Source organism: Thiocystis violascens DSM 198 (assembly GCF_000227745.2).
GTDB classification, from domain to species: Bacteria; Pseudomonadota; Gammaproteobacteria; order Chromatiales; family Chromatiaceae; genus Chromatium; species Chromatium violascens.
Genome location: NC_018012.1, coordinates 2,690,651 through 2,709,866 on the forward strand (window position 1 = coordinate 2,690,651; position 19,216 = coordinate 2,709,866).

Consider the following 19,216-nt stretch of genomic DNA (forward strand, 5'->3'; position numbering starts at 1 on the left):
CCAGTATCGGCGAGGGTGCCAATGCCCCTGCCGAAAAGCAACCATTGCGAGAGCGGCATGGAAGATGTCATTGCCCTACGTGCGCTATCGCGTCGTCGGAGAGGACGGCGATCGGTTCGACCTCGCCCTGGAGACGGTGTGAATCAGGAGGTGAGACGCCGATAGATCTCCGTCACCTTCAGCGGCAGCCGGGCGACATCGCTGACGACGGCGAAGCTGGCCGGGCCGTAGAGATGCGGCAGATAGTCGGCGCCGGTCTCGTCGATGGTGATACAGAAGGGATGCACGCCGGCCAGACGCGCCTCGAAGAGCGCCTGACGGGTGTCCTCGATGCCGTAGTCGCCCCGGTATTGCGGGTCGTAATCGTCCGGCTTGCCGTCGGAGAGCGTGACCAGCAGCCGGGTGCGGGCCGGCTGCGCCTGGAGCAGCCGGGTCAGATGCCGGATCGGCGCGCCCATGCGGGTGTAGTCGCGCGGCTCGATGCCGCAGATGCGCGCCTTGGCGGCCTCGTCGTAGGGCTGATCGAAACCTTTGACCGGAAAGATTTCGCAGCGTTTGCGGCCCCAGCCGGAGAAGCCGTGAATGGCGAAGCGGTCGCCCAACGTCGCCAGCGACTCGGCGAGCAGGATCAGCGACTCGCGCTCGGCGCGGTTGATCCAGCCCTTGGTGGAGCCGGACATATCGACCATGAAGAGCACGGCGATATCGCGCTCGCGCCGGTCCAGGCGAGTGAACAGCCGATCGGTCATCTCCAGCCCGGCCTGAACATCGGCATGGGCGTCGACCAGGGCGTCGATGTCGACCTCCTCGCCATCGGTCTGACGCCGCAGACGCCGATCCTCGCCGCGCAGGATCTCGAAGGTGCGGCGGATGGATTTGATCAGCCCGCCATAGCGACGCAGGGTCTCGCGATAAAAGCCCGGATCGCCGGGCTCGATCATCCGTTCGCGCAGCACGCACCAGTTCTTGCGGTGATGCCGGCGGCGGTGGTCCCACTCGTCATAGAGAAAGGCGCCTTCCTCGTGATAGGTGCCGGCCCACGCCGAATCGGGTTCGCTGTCGTCGTCGCCCTGATTGGGCCGATAGAGCCCCGGACCGGCCGCGACCAGGTAGTCGGGCGGGATCTCGCCCAGATCCTGCACGATGCTCGCCATGGTCGAGACCGCGTCGGGCGGCGGCGCGATCGGCTGGCCGTCCAGGAAGAGTTCGTAGCGGATGCCGCTGGGGCTGTCCGGATCCGCCCGATCCCGGGCGGCGAGACGCGCGCGGGTCTCGGGCAGGGTTTCGGCGTCCGGCCGATCCTCGCCGGGCGGGCGACCGTCCCGGTCCTCGATCAGTCGGGCGAGCGCGATCCGGAAGGCGTTGCGCTCCGCTGCCGCGCGTTTCGCCAGGCAGGCGCGCACCGCGTCCGGTTGCAGGATGCCGGCGTAACAGCCGGCCTCGGCCAGTCCACCGCCGGACTCGCCCGCCAAACGCAGACTGTCGCGCACATCGGCCAAGGGCCGAGCGAGCGATCTCCAGGCGGCATCGGTTTGGGATTCGTCCGTCTCCAGCAGACGCCGTAGCGCCAGCAAGTCGCGGTGCAGACCGGGGAAGTCGCGGGCGATGCAGGCATCCAGACGCGCGGTCTCCAGCGCATGGAAACGCGGCAGATCCGCGCTGGCGAGACGCCCCGAGTCCAGCGCCTCCAGCAGCCAGCCACCGCGCCAGGTGCCGTACCAATTCTGCGCCCATAGATGCACCGTCATCGCCTTGTAGAGCCGGAAATTGGCCGCCCGGTCCGGCAGCCGGCCAACGACCGGGGGGAGAAATATGCTCTCGGTATCGGTGAATGACTGAATGTCGACGGCGATTTTGAGCGACCGGCCATTGAGTCCACACACGAAGTGCTCCAGAATCCCTGTGCACTCTTCCAGCGCCTTGCCGCTGATCCGCTCCTGACGATGCGCGGCAAAATCGGCGGCCGACTGGAAGGCGCGAATGGCCAGCATCTGGCCCTTTTTGTCGTAGAGATCCATGGCATGGAGCAGCCAGGACTCCACCGCGTCGAGATCCATCAGACGCATCGCCGCCGGCGCATGGGCACTGAACTGATAGGCGAGTTCGGCGTTATCGCGCGCGATCACCGCGCCCCAATGCAGCACGAAGCGCTGACGCGCCCGGTCGAACGCGGCCAGCTCGCGCGCCGGTTGCGCCGCCGTGCGACGCGAGGACAGCGCCGCGTCGAGATAAAGATCCAGACGCTCCTCAAGCTCGGCGGCGGTCAGGCTGAGTTCTGAAATAGGCATCGTTAGGCGCTCTTAAACCGCGTCCAGAGTGATAGGCAGTGTGTTGAGCGATTCCAACGTCACTCCCAGGCCGCCAGATCCGCCCGCAGAATCCGGACCCGGCGCAGGATAACCTCGCGCTTCAGGTTGAAGATCACCATGCCACCGGTAATGGTGGCGCCCAGTCCGATCAGGATCAATGCCCGGCCGATGCCCTGGTCCGGATAGAACTGGACCAGTTGCCCGATCACATTAAAAATCAGGAAGACCACGCCGGCGTAGAGGAAGGCGCGGATGCGTAGCGCGATGCCGAGCAGAATCCCGAGAAAGGCCAGGGCGAGCGCCAGCACGAACACGCTCAGTTCCGGTCGCAGGAAAAGGTCCAGGGCGGCCCCGGCGTAAAGCGCGCTCAAGGCCGTCAGTCGGGCGCCGGTCAACACGCTTGGCCGCAATTCGGCGCGGTGCAGATGCAGCAGCGCCAGCACCGACACCGCCGCTGGTGCGATATAGAACTGCCAGAGTTCGTAGCGTTCGGCCCACAGCGGCGCCCACAGATAGACCGCGCCGTTGAGCGCCAAAACCCCGAGATAAAGCGCCCAGGGATGGCGCTGCCGGCTCGCCAGCGTCAGATAGAGCACGGACGCGGCGAGCAGGGTTCCGCCGGACCAGCCCGAGGCGAGTTGCAGCGGCGTGGTGGCGACGGCCAGGATGGGCAGCAGCAGGGCGAGACGGTAGAAGGGTCGCGCGCCGCTGAACTGGTGCAGCAGCAGCGCGACGTAGGCGGCGGCCATGAGAACCGTCGTATCGCCGACCGCGAAGGGCGCCAGTCCCAGACCCACCAGTCGCGCGTAACCCGCCAGCAGTCCCAGCAGCAGCGCCGCGAGGTCAATCCAACGCGGTTCGTCCGGCCGGCGCCAGGCCCGGACAGCGGCCCAGCCGGCCAGGAGCAGCAGGGCCGCGCCCGCCGCCAGCGGATCGGCGCGAACGCCGAAATGCCAGGGCGACGCACCCCATCCGGCTTGAGACGCCAGCACGCTCCAGCCATGCCAGAGCAGCCAGCCAAGGCCGGACACCAGCAGCCAGGGACGCAACTCGCTCAGTGTTTGTTCCAGATCGGCAAGCCGGGCGAGCCGCTCGGGATCGACCTCGGAGCGGTCGTCGGCGAGGCGATAGGCCCGCGCGTCCAGACTCCTCTGAACCGCCAGCGACCCCAGCCAGAGCAGCAGGGTTTGAACGGCATACCAGGGCGCGAGTCCGCCGACGATTTCCAGGACGAATGGATCCGTGCCCTTGAACCAAGCAGTGTAGGTCGCCGTCAGCGCCAGGGTCAGACCGAGCGCGAGCCAGATCCGCGCGCGCATCCACCAGCCCGTTGTCAGCGTCACCCCGGCCAGCGCGATGAGGGTCAGGGTTAGGAAGCGCCAATCCAGGCTCGATGCGGCGAACAAGAGCGTGATCGCCGCAGCCGGCAAGAGGTTCAACCAGTGCGTCAACGCCACACGCCAGGCGTCAGTGCCGGGCGGTCCGTAACGCCAGGCCAGCAGGAGCAAGCCGTTCCAAAGGGTCATCGCCAGCGCGAATTGGTTTGGCGTCATGGCCAGATTCAGCAACGCCGCCACCGCTAGCAGGGTCAATCCCAGCAATAGCAGATGGGCCTGGAATCGATATGGGCGAAGTCTGAACGCATGGCCAGCGGTCAGCGCCAGCAAGACTGTTACGCCCGTTAGCGACAGACCGCTGAACACCGGCGGCGCGACGGTCAGCCGCCACCCGAAGGTCTCCAGCGTCAGCGCCAAGGTCAGCAGCGCCAGCAGGGCAAAGGGAATCCAGAACAACGGCGCGTCGAGGGCAGCGCAACGCCCATTCAGCCAATGCGCCAGCCGCGGGCCATGCCGTCGCCACAGCGTCCCCAGCAGGAAGAGCAGATTCAGCCAGAGCAGCGCCAGCATCATGTTCAGTGGCTGCCAGGCCAGGATGCCGGTCGCCAGCATCCCGCTCCCCGTTAGCGCCGCCACCGCCAGCCAGGCCATGCCCGACCAGGCGGTATTGCGCAACAGGAGCCAGATATACGGCGTCAGCAGGGCCAGCGCGGCGGCGGGCGAGAGCTGGCCGGCCAGGAAGCCTAGAGTGGCCCCGCCCAGCACCCCGGCGAGTCCCAGCAAGGGCCAGAGTGCCGGCGTCACGGCCCAATCAGGCCAGCGGGCGTTCCAGCGCGGCAGCCACAGATTGCCGCCGAGCCACAGCAGATAGCCCCAGACGATGGCGCCCCAGGCCATCTCCTGAAGATTCCAGCCGGTGCGGGAGACGACACTCAGGATCAGCCCGCCCAGCAGCAGCGCCAGCATCGGGCCGCGCCAGTTCGCGGCGTTCCGCAAGGGTCGAAACACCGGGAAGAGTGCGAGACACAACAATGCCAGTAAGCTGGGCAGCCCCGGATCCTCGGCCAGCGCCGCCAGCAACGCGCCCGCCAGCGCCAGCGCGTAGAGCAGTCCGCCGACGCGTGACAGCGGCGAACGCCAGTAGGCCAGCGGCGCGGTGCGTTGCGCGTGCCGTCCAGGTTCCAGCCCAAGCGCCGCCAGCGCCATGACCGCGCTCAGAAGCACGTTGACCAGCGGTTGACCCAGCCCGAACAGCATGACCGGATTCAGCCAGGCCGCGATCAGCCAGACCCCGACGGTCAGCGTCGCCAAGGCCGCCAGGGCATGCGGTGCCGAACGGCGCGGCCAGCCGGTCAGGACGAAGAGCAGCAGACTCAGCACCAGTGCCGGCAGCCATTCCGGCGCCGGCGATCTCAGCAGGGCTAGCCCGAGGCTGGCCGCGACCGGAACGGTCGCGACGATGAGCGCGCAGGCGTGCAGGCTCGCTTCCGCCTGCCGGCGCCCGCCAGCGCCGCCGGGCACGGTGAAACTCAGGATCCCCGCCAACCGCCAGGCCGCGGGACTCGCCAGTATGGCGACAGCTATCCGCCAGACCAGGAGCACATAAAGGACGGCCACAGCACCCAGCCAGGGGAGCGTCAAGTCCAGGCGATCGCATTGAACCATCAGGCCGGCCAGACCCAGCAAAAAAGGCATCGCGGCCCAGCGGTAGAGGTGGAAATGACCGATGAGTAACGCCCCGCTGAGGATCGCCAGTCCCATCTGCGCGGGCAACCAGGCTCCGAGCGCGCCGTCGAGCAGACGCAGGCTCAGATGCACCAGGCCGAGCGCCCAGAGCAGAGCCATCGCCCGTTCCAGCGGGACGCGGACGAGCGCGCTCAGTGACGGCGAATCCGGCGCCACGTCCACGTCGTCCATGAGCGAGCGGAGCGCCTGACGCTGACGGTCGCGCCAGTCGAGCCAGGTCAACCACGACCACAGCGCTAGCACCATCAGGAACTCGCTCGATCCCGTGCTTGGGCCAGGGAAATACCCCAGCTTGATCAAGCCTCCGAGCCCGGCGACGAGAATCAGGACGCCATAAAAGAGCATCTGTCGACGCAGACCCAGACTGAGCCAAAGCAACACCGCACTCGCCATTGTCAGCAGGACGAGCGGCTCCATGCGGCCCAGCGGGTTTGGCCAGAAGGCGACTCCGCCCAGTAACAGCCCCAGCGCCACGCTGGCCAGCGCGCCGCGAATCCAGACGGTTCGACTGACGGGCACTGGCCAGCGCACATGCAGCCCCAGGCCGCTCCAGAGCGCCGCCAGCGCCAGCAGGCCGAACGCGGTTTGCGCCTCCCAACTCAAGGGCGTCCAGACCGGCGCATAGGAGACCGCCGCCGAGGCCAGGATGACCACGCCGGCATCGGCATCGGCCCAACGCGGATCGGCATCCGGCAACGCCAGCACGCGCCGGACAATCCGAGACAGGAGCATCGCCGCCGTGAGTGCCGTGACGAAACCCACCCAACCCGGCAAGCTCCAGAACAGACTCCAGACCGTGGGACCGATGAGCAACCCGCCGCACGCCAGCAGAGCGTGCCGGGCGATGGCCGGCGAGCGGGGAGCGATCCAGCGCGCCAGCAACAGCAGTGCGACCAGACCTGGCAGACTGGCGAGTGCATGCCAGGCCGGCGGCAGGCGCGTCAGTATCCCGAATCCATAGAGTCCGGCCACAGAACCCAGGAGCAACAACAACGGCGGCAGGGTCCGATATCGCCAGGTCACCCAGGTATAGAGGATCGCCCCCAGCGTCAGGGTGAGCAGAAGGGTCGGAGTCGACTGGAGCGACACCGCGATCGCCACCGTCGACAGCGCGTAGAGCGCGAAACTGACGCGGGACAGAAAGGCGTATTTGTTGACCCAATCCTTGAAGGCGGCATCAACCGGGAACAGCAGCCCGCTCAGGGCCATCAGGAACGGCCCCGCGTAGCCGGCGGGCAGCGGTTCCGGCCAGATCCAGGTCAGATGGACGAACGAGACGGTCGCGGTATAGACCAGCATCCCGGCGGCGTAATAGGTCGTCAGGCGCTGGTCGACGAACAGCCGTTGCAGCCATGCGCGGGCGAAGCGCCACAAACCATAGGCAAGCAGCGCCAAAAGTACCAGATGCAAGGCCGCCAACGCGGGCCAGTCCGGCCAGGCACCGGCGAGCGGTGCGGCAAGCTGCACCGCCGCCAGTGCCGTTAGCAGCCAGGGATAGGTTCCGCGCAGCACCCGATCCATGAGCGCGCTGCTCAACGCGGCCGCCCAGGCAAAGCCCGTCAGGGTGAGCGCGGTCATCAACAGACTGACGATCAACAGGGTTCCATTGCCGTCGCTGGCGTCGATCAGGCGAACGGCCACCGCCAGATCCAGCGGCGCGAGCAGCATGGCGAGCGTCAGCAGCATGCTGCTGGCGACCACCATTTCCGACACCTTGCGGCGGAACTGATAGCCGGCCCAGAGCAGGAAGGCGGTCGCGCCGGTCAGGCTGGCGAACACCGTCAGGGCGTTGACGAACCCGCTGGTGTTGGCGATGAGAAAGAGCGCGCCGGAGACGAAACAGAAGGCGCCGATAAACCAGCCGATGTTCTGCGCCAGAAAGGGCAGGATCAGTTTGGGCCAGCCGAAAAATCGCTGTCGCTTCCCTTCGACTCCGCTCAGGGAACGGGTGGTCGACGCGATGGATTTCGGTTTGGCTGGCGGGGAATCATGCGTGGGCGGTTGGCGGGGCTCGGGAGGCACTGGCGGCGCTGGGGCGGCCAATCGAGCGCCCGGCGGCTCCAGATCGGAGAGATCCAGGGTCAAGGGTTCCAGGTCCATTGGTTCCAGGGTCAGTGCCGGCCATCCGGTGCGCGCCTCGGCGGCTTGCGGGATCGCGGCAACGGGTGTCCAGGATGGTGCCGGTGTTGGTGCCGGCTCGGCCGGTTGCCAGGGCGGCGGTCCCGGCGGGGTCTCCATCGATTGCGTCAACAGACTCCAGGCCAGGGCGCGCCGATGGTGCCAATCGCGGCTGTCCGGTGTTGCCCCGCCCGCGCGCAGATGACGCACCAGCACCCGATCCAGTTCGCCCATCAGGTGTCGATGCCGCTCCCGCGTCAGCTCCCCGGCATCGGCCAGACGGTCCAGTTCCTGCCGCAACAGCAGCAGATTGTCCAGATCGTCCGGCGCGTAGCGGTGGTGATCGCCGCTGGCGCCGCGCCCCGCCGCCCCCGTTGGCGTGAGGCGTTGCGCCGCCGCCAGCCGTTGGCGGACCTCCTTGAGCCGCCGGTGGGTGACGATCAGTGAAATCAGGAGGACGACCGGCGCGACCAGCCACAGCCCCGCCATCGGAATCAGAAAGGCCCAGACCATGATCGCCGCCTCCGCGGGAGGGAAAAGGAAACCGTCCCGGACTCAATCCTTGCGCGTTTCCCGCTTGAGCGCAGCCAGTTCCGCCTCGACCTCGCTGTCGACTTCCATTTTCAGAAACTCCCGCTCGACCTGGCTGTACTCGCCGTACAGCTCATCGCGGGCTTCCATGCGCGCTTCCATCTCATCCACCTTGCCCGCCATGCAACCAAAGGAATGATCGAGATCGAGACCGGTCTGAAACCGATCATTGACTTGCCCCATCTGTTCGCGCGCTTGGGCCGCCCGTTGACGCGCCACCAGGCTGCCTTTTTTCAGCCGCGCCTCTTCCAACTTCATCTCCAAAGCCCGCAACTGGGACTTCAGCCGCTCGCCGGTGCGCTGGGCGGACTCCCAGGAGGTTTGCAGATTGGCGGCGATGCCGTCGTGTTCCTTCTTGCGCAGCAGCGCCTCGCGCGCGAGCGCTTCGTTGCCCGACTCCAACGCCAGACGCGCGCGGTGGTGCCATTCCCCGGCCTGCCCGCGCTGATGCTCCAGCTCCCTGGCCAATTGCTTCTCGCTGGCCAGGGCGTCGATGACCCCTTCACGCGCACTGTTGACGTTTTCTTCCATCTCGCGGATGAGTTGCTTGATCATCCGTTCCGGGTCTTCGACACGATCCACCAGATCGTTGAGATTGGCGGCAAGGACATCGCTGATGCGCTTGAATAGACTGGCCATGAGACACCTCCGGGGCGTGATGACAGAGTGATGAGCGCTATCGAGTATAGATCGGGGATTTTTATATGAACATTGTTTAATTAAATTCGATGGCGATATTCGGAACCTGTGTCACAGGATCCCGGTGCTCGAACAGGAGGCGGCGCATCCGTCAATCCAACCCGGCACAGAGCGCTTTCGTCCGGTAGCCGTCGATGGGCGTTTCCTCTCCCGATGGCAGGGGGGCGGTCGGATCGCCAAGCCAGGCGGCGATGTCGGCTCGGACCCGCGCGCCCTGCCGGTCGCGGGGCAGCATGTGCCAGCCGCGCCGGTAGAGCACCAGACGCAACCCATCCCGATCGGCCGGCAGATCGCCAATCAAGCGGCAAAAGGCATTCCTCGGAATGATTTCGTCATGCTCGCCATAGAGCAATAACAGCGGTGTCGGCAAATGAACGGCGGACGCGCGCGCGCCGTCCATCAAATCGGTGACGCCCCAGAGCGCGTCCACCCGCGTCGCCTTGATCGCCAGCGGATCGCGCGACATCGCCAGGAGCATCTCCCGGTTGTCGGACGGACTCAGCCGCACGCCCTCTCCGGTCAGCTTCAGCCAGGGCAGGGTTTGCATGGCCGCCCGCAGCGCCACGCGCTGATACCAGGGCATGGTGTCGCGCGACCAGACCGCGGGCGCGATCAGGATCAGTCCGTCGATCGGCAGTGGACGCCGCGCCGCCGCCAGCATCGCGACCGCGCCGCCCATGCTTTCGCCGGCGACATAAATCCGTGCCTGCGGGTGGCGTGCGCGCAGCAGAGCGATCAGGGTTCGGAGATCCTCGGTGAGCGCCTGGTCGCCATGCCAGCGTCCGGGCAGGGCGCTCGCGCCGAATCCGCGCTGGTCGGCGGCATAGGTGACGATCCCCCGGCGCGCCAGGTCGCTCGCCAGGGGTGCGAAGGCATGGCTGTAGTCGTTGAAGCCATGCAAGCCGAGCACAACGATTGAGGGGGAGGCGGAGCCAGACCAGACCCGCAGCGGCAGACGATAGCCATCGGCCATGATGGCATGGTACCGATCCAGGCGGGGTAGAACATTCATCTGGCGTTGTCCGTCATCAGCGGAGCCAAGGGGCACGATGACCTGGGGCGTGGCGCAGCCAGCCAACACGGCACAACCGATCAGCAGGATGCCGATCGACCTTGGACAGACAGTTGGTAATTTGTGGCGAAAGCGACGACCGAACGGCGCCACGATGGGCATTCCAGCTTGAATCCCGACCTTCCAACCCCGAATCCTAAAGAAATGTCGTTTACCTGTGGAGGTTTTCATGTCACACCCGACCGCTGCGCGTTTTACCCTGCTCGCGCTCCTCGGCGTCTCGCTCTCGCCCGCGTTCGCCGACGAGACCAGCGCCGGGGGGGCCAGTATCGGCGAGTCCTTTTCGATCGCCCAGGCCGAGTACGATCAGGCGCTCGCCCTGACGCCGGACCTGGAAAACGGTCGCCGGACCTATCTCACCTGCGCCGTCTGCCACCGCCCCGAGGGCTGGGGAACGGCCGACGGAACCTACCCGCAGATCGCCGGCCAGTCGCGCACCGTCATTGTCAAGCAGTTGGCCGACATCCGCGCGCGTAACCGCGACAATCCACTGATGTATCCCTTCTCGCTGCCGCGCATCCTGGGAGGACCGCAACAGATCGCGGACGTTGCCGCCTATGTCGCCCAACTGCCGATGACCGCCCACAACGGCCAGGGGCCAGGCATCGATCTGGAACTGGGCGGACCGCTCTATGCCGAGCATTGCGCCAAGTGCCACGGCGAGCGCGGCGAGGGGAACGAGACCGATCACATCCCGGCGATCGCCGGTCAGCATTACCCCTATACGATGCGGCAGTTCGACGCCATCCGCGAGGGACGGCGCAAAAATTCCGATCCCAAGATGGTCAAGCAGATTCATGGCTTCACGTCACGCGAACAGGCCGCGGTTTTGGATTACGCCTCGCGCCTGCCCTTGCCCCCGGAAAAACTGGCGCCGGAGGGCTGGACGAACCCGGATTTCCCCGCCTATGTTCGCGAACCCATGGGGCTCCCTCCAATGCCGACCATTTCTCCAGCACCGCCGTCCGGTATGATGGAGATACCCCCCTTCCCCTCGCTTCCTGCTTACCCGACAACGACGACGCCAGAACGTTGAGTCACCGCGATTTCACAGCGATTGCGCCCTGCCAGCTTGGCTCGATACAGAGCCTCGTCGGCGCGCAGAATCAGTGAATCCAGGGGCTCGAACGGATCGCGGAAGGCAAGCCCCAAGCTGACTGTGAGCGGAATCGGCGCATCTTGATTGACCTCGAAGGCATGCGTTTCGATAGCGGAACGGATGCGCTCGGCGGAGCGGCCCGCATCGGTCGGCGTGGTTCCCACCAGGAAGAGAATGAATTCCTCGCCGCCAAAACGAACCGGGATATCCGTGTCGCGGACCGCCTGCCGCATGACCGTCGCGACCTGCTTCAGCACCTCGTCGCCCGCAGGATGACCGTAGGTGTCGTTGACGGTCTTGAAATGATCCACGTCGATCATCAGGGCCGACACCAGTGCGTTCTCGTCGCGATCCTGAAGACTGCACTGACGTTCCATCACGTCCTGCATATAGACTCGGGTAAACAACCCGGTCAACGGGTCGCGGATGGAGCGTTGGTACGCCTCCTTGCGCTTGCTGTCGATGGAGCGATAGATCATCTCCCGTTCCAGCGCTACCTGGAGCGGCATCGCGATCTGCTGGATGACCTGTTCCTGCTCCGGCGTCACATCGTTTTCGCGTTGAAGATAGATCAAGGCCGCGGCCTCGATGCGTTCGCGTTGCGGCGAAAACAGCGGCATGGTCACCACCAGTTCGTCGTCCTCGGTATGACGACTGCAAAAGAATCCGGTGTGCAGGGTATGGCCGTGCAGGTCCGGATCCATGCTCGCATGGGCCATTTCCCACTCCGGCCGAGTCATGCCGAGGATGGCCAACACCTCCGCCGGGGCGTCGCCAACCACCCCCGAAAAACGGGTCTCGTGGGAGAGCGTCAACAGGGTGCCATCTTCCAGTCGGGCGTAATAATCGATCTTTTCGACAGGCAGATTGCGGCTGACGACATGGAACAGACGGTCGGCGATATCGCGAAAATCGCGGTACAGCAGCATGGTCTGGGTGATCTCGCGTAGCGTCTCGTTGAGATGCGAGAGCCGCTGGATGTCGGTGTTGCCCTGGGCGAAGAGATAGATACCGCAGTCGAGATGTTTCAGCTTGTCCGTCATGTAGGACACCAGCCGCTCCGGGATGATGGAGCCATGCTGGGCGGCGATGATCTTGACCGGATATTGCTCGATGCGGCTCAGCGCATAGTTCAGGATGTCGCGGCTCGGCATGTAATGTTCGTGGAACGGGCGTAGCGCCTCGAAGTGCGATTCGTCCTGGGCCACCAGCGTGGGACGCGCGGTGAAACCGCCGTAGAGGTCGCTCGAAAAGAGCACCCCGGTGCTTGGATCGAAGGTGCAGAAGGCGCCGGGGAAATGGGCGTAGGGGGTGAAGACGAACCGCAGTTCGCGATCGTCCAGGGGCAGGCGCCAGTCGTGCTGGTCCACCAGCCAGAATGGCATCTTGAGTCCGTAGTGCTTGAGCAGCGCCTCCGCGCGCCAATGGGTGACGATGACCGCATCCGGACGATCCGTCATCTCGTCGATCAGCGGGAGCGCGGCGGTGATATCCGGATCCTGATGATGGCAGACGAAATAGCGAATCCGGGTGAAGGGAATCACCTCCTCGATCTTGCGCAGCGTGCCCGGAAAGGTCAGGCGCGAACCGGGATCGAAGAGCACCGATTGGTCGCCCTGTTCGATCAGATAGACATGACACTGGAAGACATCGTCGTCAAGCACGTGGCCAACCCACCAGACCCGTGGGGCGATCTCCAACGCATGGGCGGTGTCGGCCTGGTCCAGGTGGGTAAGTTCGGAATTCATCGTTGTCATCGATCGCGACCGCCTTGAACAGGTTGAAAAGCGAAAAACTCACGGCCCTGTGATGGACGGCCTGACGGGCCTTGACCGAATCGTCGTGGCGCTCCAGACAAGTTTCAAATCGGGCGCGTCCGCGCGGCCGGTCGCTGTCGGACTATCCGCCCGCCAGTTCCGCGGCGGCGGACTCGATCACCCGCGGCTCGGTGAGCGGGTACGCCGGGATCTTCAGGCATTGCAGCCGTGCCTGATAAGCGGTGCAGTAGTCGTGATGAAAGGTCAGAAACAGCGGATGCGCGGCAATCGCCCGAACCTCGGCGATGAAGCGCAGATAGTTGCTGGACTGGCCCATGTGATAAGCGGTCGGGGCCTCCTGTAAACGCAGTCGCTCGACGCGCGGATCCCACAGCGGAAACACGGCGGGATTGGCGAGATGCAACACCTTCGCGGCGCCGACAAGCGAGCCGAGGCAGCCCGCGATCGCGTCGATGGACGGTTCCGAGAGAAGCGGCGCCTCGCCCCGCGCGGCGTCCAGGGCGCGCGCCGCCGCGGCCAGATGGTTGGTCTCCAGACGTAGCGCCTGCGGCATCCAGGCATAGGCCAGACTGGCGAGGCGCAGGAAATCGTCAACCGGGTTGGGCACGGGAAGCCGGGCGGCCGACAGCAGCACCGGATAGGTCCGCAGAAACGTCGCTTCCCTGGAATGGCTCCCGAGGCAACTCCCCCGCACCCGATCGACGGCATGATACAGCGCTTCGATATTCATGGGCGACGATCGTCCTTGCGGTCGTAGTGTTTGACTTGGCGGCGGATATTGCGCTGAATGATGACACCCAGGACGGACCATTCCAGCCCCCTGAGTTCGATCTCGGGATAGCGGGGATTCAGCGCGACCAAACGTTGGTCGCCGCTGTCGTCCTTGAGGTACTGGCGAAACCAGCGCACCCCCTCGACCTCCGCGAAGACATAGCTACGGTGCATGCAGGTATCGGCCGGTTCCACGATCACGATGCAGCGATCCGGGAACTCGGGCTCCATTTCGTCGCCCAGCACTTGCAGCGCGTAGGGTTCGTGCATGCTGCAACCCGTGCCGCCCAGGGGGGATTCCGCCATGATGAAACCTCGTTGATCGATTGAAACCGCAAGCTTTTCAGAAAATCTCCTTAGTACACGAGCGTCGACCCCGGCAGTAGAATCTCGAACACCTCGAAGGCCCGCAGGCTGGTCGCTCCCGGCAAGTCCAGCAAGGCATCCGGTTCCAGCGACCAACGCTCGGCCAGCACCTTCAGTTCGTCCGAGGCATCGACGCTCGCGATCTCGCCAGTGTCGATCGCCGTCGCCGCCACCTGACGCGCGACCCGTTCCGCGACCTGCAGGATTTCCGCCTCGGCGCGATACGCTCCCGCCAGCGCGGGATCGAGCCGGGCGGCGACCACTTTCCAGATCGACTCCGGGAAACGCCAGGCCCGCAGCAGCTCGGCCCCAAGTTCGACATGATTGAACCCGAACACCCGCTCCTCGGCAGCGACGCTGTCGAGTTGCTCCCGTTCGACGAGCCGCAGTACCTCCCGATACGCATCGGCGCATTGGCTAAAGAACATCAGCCTGCCCAAACCATGCAGCAGACCCGCAAGAAAGAGGCGTTCGCCATTGCGCAGACCGCGCCGCGCCGCGAGATCCCGCGCGGCGATCCCGCAGGCAACTCCATGCAGCCAGAAATGCTCCATGTTGACCTTCTCCGGCGGCAGACCTTTGAACAGATCCACCGCGGCGGTGGCCATGATCAGGTCGCGCAAGGCCTGAAAACCGATCAGGCCGATCGCCTGAGACACCGTTTCCACCGGCTTGGGTTGCGCATAAAAGGCGCTGTTGACGACTCGCAGCAGCCGCGCGGAGAGGCCGGGATCGCACAGAATGACCTCGGCCAGGTCGGCGGGGCGGGTCGCGGGTTCGTCGATCAGTTGGTTGACCCGAAGCACGACGTCGGGCAGCGAAAACAGGTTTTCGGTTGCGCGGACCAGGGATTCAGGCGTCATGGCGAATTCTCTCCCCTTTCGTTGCGGCGTTGGCGTATTGTCCTGGCGATAAAATAGTGGATCGTCGGCGTTTCGGTTGGATTTTTTGACAAATCGACCATGGGATGCCCCACGCACGCGATTCCTTACAGGTCAGACGTTCCATGATGAAACGAATCATTGCCACCGAAAAAATCCACGGAGATCGCCGCGACTGGCGCAACCTGCGCGACATGCTGCCCTATCTCTGGGAGTTCCGGGGCCGCGCCAGCCTGGCGATCGCCTGTCTGGTGCTGGCCAAGGTCGCCAATGTCGGCGTGCCGCTGGTGCTCAAGGGCATCGTCGACGCCTTCCAGTCGCCCGCGACCCAGACCCTGATCCTGCCGTTCACCCTGCTGCTGGCCTACGGCCTGCTCAAACTCAGCGCCTCTCTGTTCAACGAACTGCGCGACGTGGTCTTCGCGCGGGTGCGCTACCGCGCCATGCGACGTCTGTCCACGCGGGTGCTGGAACATCTGCACCGCCTCTCGCTGCGCTATCACCTGGAACGCCAGAGCGGCGCCGTCAGTCGCGACCTGGAGCGCGGTACCCGCTCGGTTTCGACCATTCTCAACTATGTCGTCTTCAGCGTGCTGCCGGTGCTGGTCGAATTCGCCCTGGTGGCGGCAATCCTGCTCGGCCGCTACGCCCCGTCCTTCATGCTCGTGACCTTCGGCACCGTCGCGGTCTATTTCGCCTTCACCTTCGCGATCACCGAATGGCGCATGGACTATCGCCATCGGATGAACCGGCTCGACTCGGAGGCCAACCATCAAGCCTTCGACAGCCTCATCAACTACGAGACGGTCAAGTATTTCGGCAACGAGCGTCTGGAACTGGATCGCTACGACGGCACGCTCGCCGAATGGGAGGAAATGGCGGTCGCCAGCCAGACCTCGATGTCGCTGCTCAATTTCGGTCAGGGCGCCATCATCGCCATCGGCGTCACGCTGATCATGAGCCTCGCGGCCCAGGGCGTGGTCGCCGGCCAGATGAGCGTCGGCGATCTGGTGCTGGTCAACGCGCTGCTGCTGCAACTTTTCATCCCGCTCGGGTTTCTCGGCATCGTCTACCGCCAGATCAAATACGCCATCGCGGACATGGACCTGGTCTTCAAACTGCTGGAGCGCACGCCCGAGATCCAGGACCGCCCAACCGCCCGGCCTCTTCGACTGGATCAGGGCGGCATCCGTTTCGAGCGGGTGGATTTTCATTATCAGCCGGAGCGCGCCATTCTGCGCGACCTGGATTTCCGCATCGAACCCGGCCAGAAACTCGCCGTGGTCGGCCATAGCGGCGCCGGCAAATCGACCCTGGCGCGGCTGCTGTTCCGCTTCTACGACGTGACCGGGGGACGCATCCTGATCGACGGTCAGGATCTGCGCGATCTCACCCAGGACAGTCTACGCGCGGCCATCGGCATCGTCCCCCAGGACACCGTGCTCTTCAACGACAGCCTCTATTACAACCTGGCCTATGGACGCGCTGGCGCGACCCGCGCGGAGATCGAGCGCGCCGCCGACATGGCCCATATCCGCGCCTTCATCGAGAGCCTACCCGACGGCTGGGAGACCGTGGTCGGCGAGCGCGGACTGAAGCTCTCCGGCGGCGAGAAACAGCGCGTCGCCATCGCCCGCGCCATGTTGAAACGTCCGCGCATCCTCATCTTCGACGAAGCCACCTCCTCGCTCGACAGCCACACCGAGCAGGCGATCCAGCAGACCCTGTCCGAGGTCGCCGAGAACCACACCACGCTGGTCATCGCGCACCGACTCTCGACGGTCGTGGACGCCGACCGGATTCTAGTGATGGAGCAGGGGCGTATCCGCGAACAGGGCACGCATCGCGAGTTGCTGGAGAGCGGCGGACATTATGCGTCGATGTGGGAGTTACAGCAGCGCGAAGGGGGCGATGCGGTGGTCTTACAGGGCGCATCTGGCGAGAACATGCGATCGTGAAAACATCCCGCAAACCGTACCAAGCCGCCCATCCCGTCAGGCCGATCCGATCCGCGTCGCGCCACGCAACCATGAGCTTGTGCTCAATGGTTCCGCGCGACTAGCATCAGGCACGCATCGCCATTCACAAAGGCAATTGGATCGGCGGCTTGACGATGACCAGGCGCCGCCGACATCACTTCAACGGTACGACATGCCACCATCGCGATGACCCCGAACCCCAGCCGCAGCGACCCCCATCAGCCACTCGAACCTTCCCGTGTCCATGCCATTCTCCGGGCAACGCAACTCGCGATCCCGCTGCTGACGGTGGCGAGCGCGTTGGCGGCGGCCCTGGCCCTGCTGGCGACGCATTGGATCTGGCCCGGCCCCGTCTGGCGGCTGTGGTTTTTCCTCGCCGCGCTGCTGCTGACCGGACTGCTTGGCCTGACCGTCGCCTGGCTACGTCTGCGTCGCCAGTTGCTGATCCCGCTGGCGCGGCTGGAGCATTCGTTAAGCCGGGTCTGCCAGGGAGAACAGGGGGCCAGCGAGGCGCTGCGCGAGACCGGTGTGCTCGGGCGTATCGCCCAGGATATCCGCAGTCTCAACGAGGAACTGACCGATCTCTACGAGGACATGGACAACCGGGTCGCGCGCCAGACCATGCGGCTCGCGCAAAAGACCGCTTCGCTCAAGATTCTCTACGACGTAGCCGCCGGCATTCAGCAAACCGAGAGCGTCGAGGCTCTGCTGCTACGCTTTCTGCGGGTGCTCAAGGAGATGATCAACGGGCGGGCGGCGACCGTGCGGTTGGTCATGGCCGACGGATCGCGGCGTCTGATCGGCTCCATCGGTCTGAACGACGATCTGGTGCGCGAGCAGGACATGGCCCCGGTGGATCTCTGTCTGTGCGGCACGGCGCTCACGCCCGGCGACATCGTCTGCGACAAGGACGCGCGCTATTGTTCGCGCATCTATGGCCGGCGCATGTTCAAAAGCTCCGAGATCGAGGTGGTGACGGTGCCGCTGGAGCATCGCGACGAACTGCTCGGCGTCTACAGCATCTTCGTCGACCGGCCCGGGGTCACTGCGCGCGAGGACATCATGGATCTGCTTTTCACCGTCGGTCATCACCTGGGTGTCGCCATCGCCAAGCAACGCTCCGACGCCGAGACGCGTCGACTCTCCATCGTCGAGGAACGCAACTCGCTGGCCCACGAACTGCACGACTCGCTGGCCCAAACCCTGGCGAGTCTGCGCTTTCAGTGCCGGATGCTGAACGATTCGCTGGGCGACGCCCCCATTTCCGAGGAGGCCCGCAACGATCTAGCCCGTATCCGTAACGGACTCGACGAGGCCCATACCGAGCTACGCGAACTGCTCGCCAGCTTCCGGGCGCCGCTCGACCGGCGCGGTCTGGTGCCCGCGCTGGCGAAACTCACCAACCGACTCGGTCGCGAGACCGGCGTCCATGTGCTCTTTCAGAACGATTGCCGGCCCTTTGAACTCTCCGCCAGCGAGGAGCTTCAACTCCTGCGCATCGCCCAGGAGACGCTCGCCAACATCCGCAAACATGCCCAGGCGCACACCGTCAGAGTATTGCTGACGCGCGAGTCCGATGGTCGGCACGTCCTGCTGATCGAGGACGACGGGGTTGGATTCAGCACCCCGTCCGATGGCGCCCGTCCGGGCGAGTGCATCGGTCTGTCGATCCTGGAGGAGCGCGCGCGCCGCATCGGCGCGGAGCTGTCCATCGAGAGCGATCCGGGGGAAGGCACCCGTGTCGAGGTCATCTTCGAGGTCAACCGGCGCGCCACGCGCCACTTGCTGGAGCCGGCCCAATGCGCGTCCTGATGATTGACGATCACGCCCTCTTTCGCTTCGGGCTCCAGGAATTGCTGGAGCGGCGCGGCATCGAGGTAATCGCGGTCGGAGACGCCTCGGCCGGTCTGCAACGGGTCGCCGAGACCGCGCCCGACGTGGTTCTGCTGGACATGCGCATGCCGCAGCTCTCCGGTCTGGAGCTGCTGCGTCAATTACGCGCGGCCCATCAGCGCATGCCGATCGCCATGCTGACCACCAGCGCCGAGGAGCGCGACGTGATCGATTCGCTGCAAAGCGGCGCGCAGGGCTATCTGCTCAAGGACATGGAACCGGACGCGCTGATCGCCGCCCTGGGCGAGATCGTGCGCGGACGCACCGTGGTCGCGCCCGAACTCGCCATCGTGCTCGCCCGGGCGGTCCAAAGCGAGGCACGGGTCGCGCAGACCGACAGCGGCATCGCCGACCTCACCCCGCGCGAGCAGGAAATCCTCTGCCATCTCGCCGAAGGTCAGAGCAACAAGAGCATCGCGCGCCGGCTCGGGATTTCGGACGGCACCGTCAAGCTGCATGTGAAGGCGATCCTGCGCAAACTGGACGTGCATTCGCGGGTCGAGGCGGCGGTGATCGCCGTCGAGCGGGGGTTGTGCGAACGGGTGCCGGGGCGGGAGGGGTGACGAAGGGACAAGGG

Annotated in this window: 12 protein-coding genes; 4 read left to right on the forward strand and 8 right to left on the reverse strand. The window is 65.3% G+C overall.

Features of this window, described 5'->3' with window-relative positions:
* Positions 1–143: 143 nt before the first annotated feature.
* The 4 genes from THIVI_RS11895 to THIVI_RS11910 all read right to left on the reverse strand — a co-directional run bounded on the left by THIVI_RS11895 (position 144) and on the right by THIVI_RS11910 (position 9,812).
* On the reverse strand, positions 144–2,288 hold the full coding sequence (locus THIVI_RS11895; RefSeq protein WP_014778841.1) for a nitric oxide reductase activation protein NorD: 2,145 nt from the start codon (positions 2,286–2,288) through the stop codon (positions 144–146).
* A 59-nt stretch (positions 2,289–2,347) separates the two neighbouring features.
* Positions 2,348–8,023 (reverse strand): hypothetical protein, encoded by a 5,676-nt coding sequence (locus THIVI_RS11900; protein ID WP_014778842.1) that lies wholly within the window; start codon positions 8,021–8,023, stop codon positions 2,348–2,350.
* A gap of 42 nt (positions 8,024–8,065) precedes the next feature.
* On the reverse strand, positions 8,066–8,740 hold the full coding sequence (locus tag THIVI_RS11905) for a PspA/IM30 family protein (protein ID WP_014778843.1): 675 nt from the start codon (positions 8,738–8,740) through the stop codon (positions 8,066–8,068).
* A gap of 151 nt (positions 8,741–8,891) precedes the next feature.
* The gene (locus THIVI_RS11910; RefSeq protein WP_245537261.1) at positions 8,892–9,812 is read right to left on the reverse strand and encodes an alpha/beta hydrolase; all 921 of its coding nucleotides are present in this window, start codon (positions 9,810–9,812) and stop codon (positions 8,892–8,894) included.
* Positions 9,813–10,041: 229 nt separating this feature from the next.
* Here THIVI_RS11910 and THIVI_RS11915 point away from each other — a divergent pair, with 229 nt between their 5' ends.
* On the forward strand, positions 10,042–10,908 hold the full coding sequence (locus tag THIVI_RS11915; RefSeq protein WP_014778845.1) for a c-type cytochrome: 867 nt from the start codon (positions 10,042–10,044) through the stop codon (positions 10,906–10,908).
* Here THIVI_RS11915 and THIVI_RS22810 read toward each other — a convergent pair.
* The 4 genes from THIVI_RS22810 to THIVI_RS11935 form a co-directional block, all read right to left on the reverse strand.
* Entirely contained in the window at positions 10,878–12,719 is a 1,842-nt protein-coding gene (locus THIVI_RS22810; RefSeq protein ID WP_052315020.1) for an oxygen-binding di-iron domain-containing protein, read from the reverse strand. The two genes, THIVI_RS11915 and THIVI_RS22810, sit on opposite strands and share 31 nt — an antisense overlap.
* 151 nt (positions 12,720–12,870) lie before the next feature.
* On the reverse strand, positions 12,871–13,479 hold the full coding sequence (locus THIVI_RS11925; protein WP_014778847.1) for a hypothetical protein: 609 nt from the start codon (positions 13,477–13,479) through the stop codon (positions 12,871–12,873).
* Complete coding sequence (locus THIVI_RS11930) at positions 13,476–13,826, reverse strand: S24 family peptidase (RefSeq protein ID WP_014778848.1); 351 nt, start codon at positions 13,824–13,826, stop codon at positions 13,476–13,478. The genes THIVI_RS11925 and THIVI_RS11930 overlap by 4 nt, the downstream gene beginning before the upstream one ends.
* Positions 13,827–13,876: 50 nt before the next feature.
* Positions 13,877–14,749: an HDOD domain-containing protein gene (locus tag THIVI_RS11935; RefSeq protein ID WP_014778849.1), complete on the reverse strand. Its 873-nt coding sequence runs from the start codon at positions 14,747–14,749 to the stop codon at positions 13,877–13,879.
* Positions 14,750–14,895: 146 nt separating this feature from the next.
* Here THIVI_RS11935 and THIVI_RS11940 point away from each other — a divergent pair, with 146 nt between their 5' ends.
* The 3 genes from THIVI_RS11940 to THIVI_RS11950 all read left to right on the forward strand — a co-directional run bounded on the left by THIVI_RS11940 (position 14,896) and on the right by THIVI_RS11950 (position 19,202).
* Positions 14,896–16,725, forward strand: a complete 1,830-nt coding sequence (locus THIVI_RS11940) for an ABCB family ABC transporter ATP-binding protein/permease (protein WP_157174622.1) — start codon at positions 14,896–14,898, stop codon at positions 16,723–16,725.
* 207 nt (positions 16,726–16,932) lie between these two features.
* Positions 16,933–18,558: a histidine kinase gene (locus tag THIVI_RS11945; RefSeq protein WP_014778851.1), complete on the forward strand. Its 1,626-nt coding sequence runs from the start codon at positions 16,933–16,935 to the stop codon at positions 18,556–18,558.
* Complete coding sequence (locus THIVI_RS11950) at positions 18,546–19,202, forward strand: response regulator (RefSeq protein WP_014778852.1); 657 nt, start codon at positions 18,546–18,548, stop codon at positions 19,200–19,202. Before THIVI_RS11945 ends, THIVI_RS11950 begins: the two co-directional genes overlap by 13 nt.
* Positions 19,203–19,216: the final 14 nt, after the last annotated feature.

Coding starts and splice junctions, on each gene's coding strand:
- THIVI_RS11935 (WP_014778849.1), bottom strand. CDS start 14,749: ATGACGCCTGAATCCCTGGTCCGCGCAACCGAAAACCTGTTTTCGCTG.
- THIVI_RS11900 (WP_014778842.1), bottom strand. CDS start 8,023: ATGGTCTGGGCCTTTCTGATTCCGATGGCGGGGCTGTGGCTGGTCGCG.
- THIVI_RS11930 (WP_014778848.1), bottom strand. CDS start 13,826: ATGGCGGAATCCCCCCTGGGCGGCACGGGTTGCAGCATGCACGAACCC.
- THIVI_RS11915 (WP_014778845.1), top strand. CDS start 10,042: ATGTCACACCCGACCGCTGCGCGTTTTACCCTGCTCGCGCTCCTCGGC.
- THIVI_RS11905 (WP_014778843.1), bottom strand. CDS start 8,740: ATGGCCAGTCTATTCAAGCGCATCAGCGATGTCCTTGCCGCCAATCTC.
- THIVI_RS11925 (WP_014778847.1), bottom strand. CDS start 13,479: ATGAATATCGAAGCGCTGTATCATGCCGTCGATCGGGTGCGGGGGAGT.
- THIVI_RS11910 (WP_245537261.1), bottom strand. CDS start 9,812: ATGAATGTTCTACCCCGCCTGGATCGGTACCATGCCATCATGGCCGAT.
- THIVI_RS11940 (WP_157174622.1), top strand. CDS start 14,896: ATGAAACGAATCATTGCCACCGAAAAAATCCACGGAGATCGCCGCGAC.
- THIVI_RS11950 (WP_014778852.1), top strand. CDS start 18,546: ATGCGCGTCCTGATGATTGACGATCACGCCCTCTTTCGCTTCGGGCTC.
- THIVI_RS11945 (WP_014778851.1), top strand. CDS start 16,933: ATGACCCCGAACCCCAGCCGCAGCGACCCCCATCAGCCACTCGAACCT.
- THIVI_RS11895 (WP_014778841.1), bottom strand. CDS start 2,288: ATGCCTATTTCAGAACTCAGCCTGACCGCCGCCGAGCTTGAGGAGCGT.
- THIVI_RS22810 (WP_052315020.1), bottom strand. CDS start 12,719: ATGAATTCCGAACTTACCCACCTGGACCAGGCCGACACCGCCCATGCG.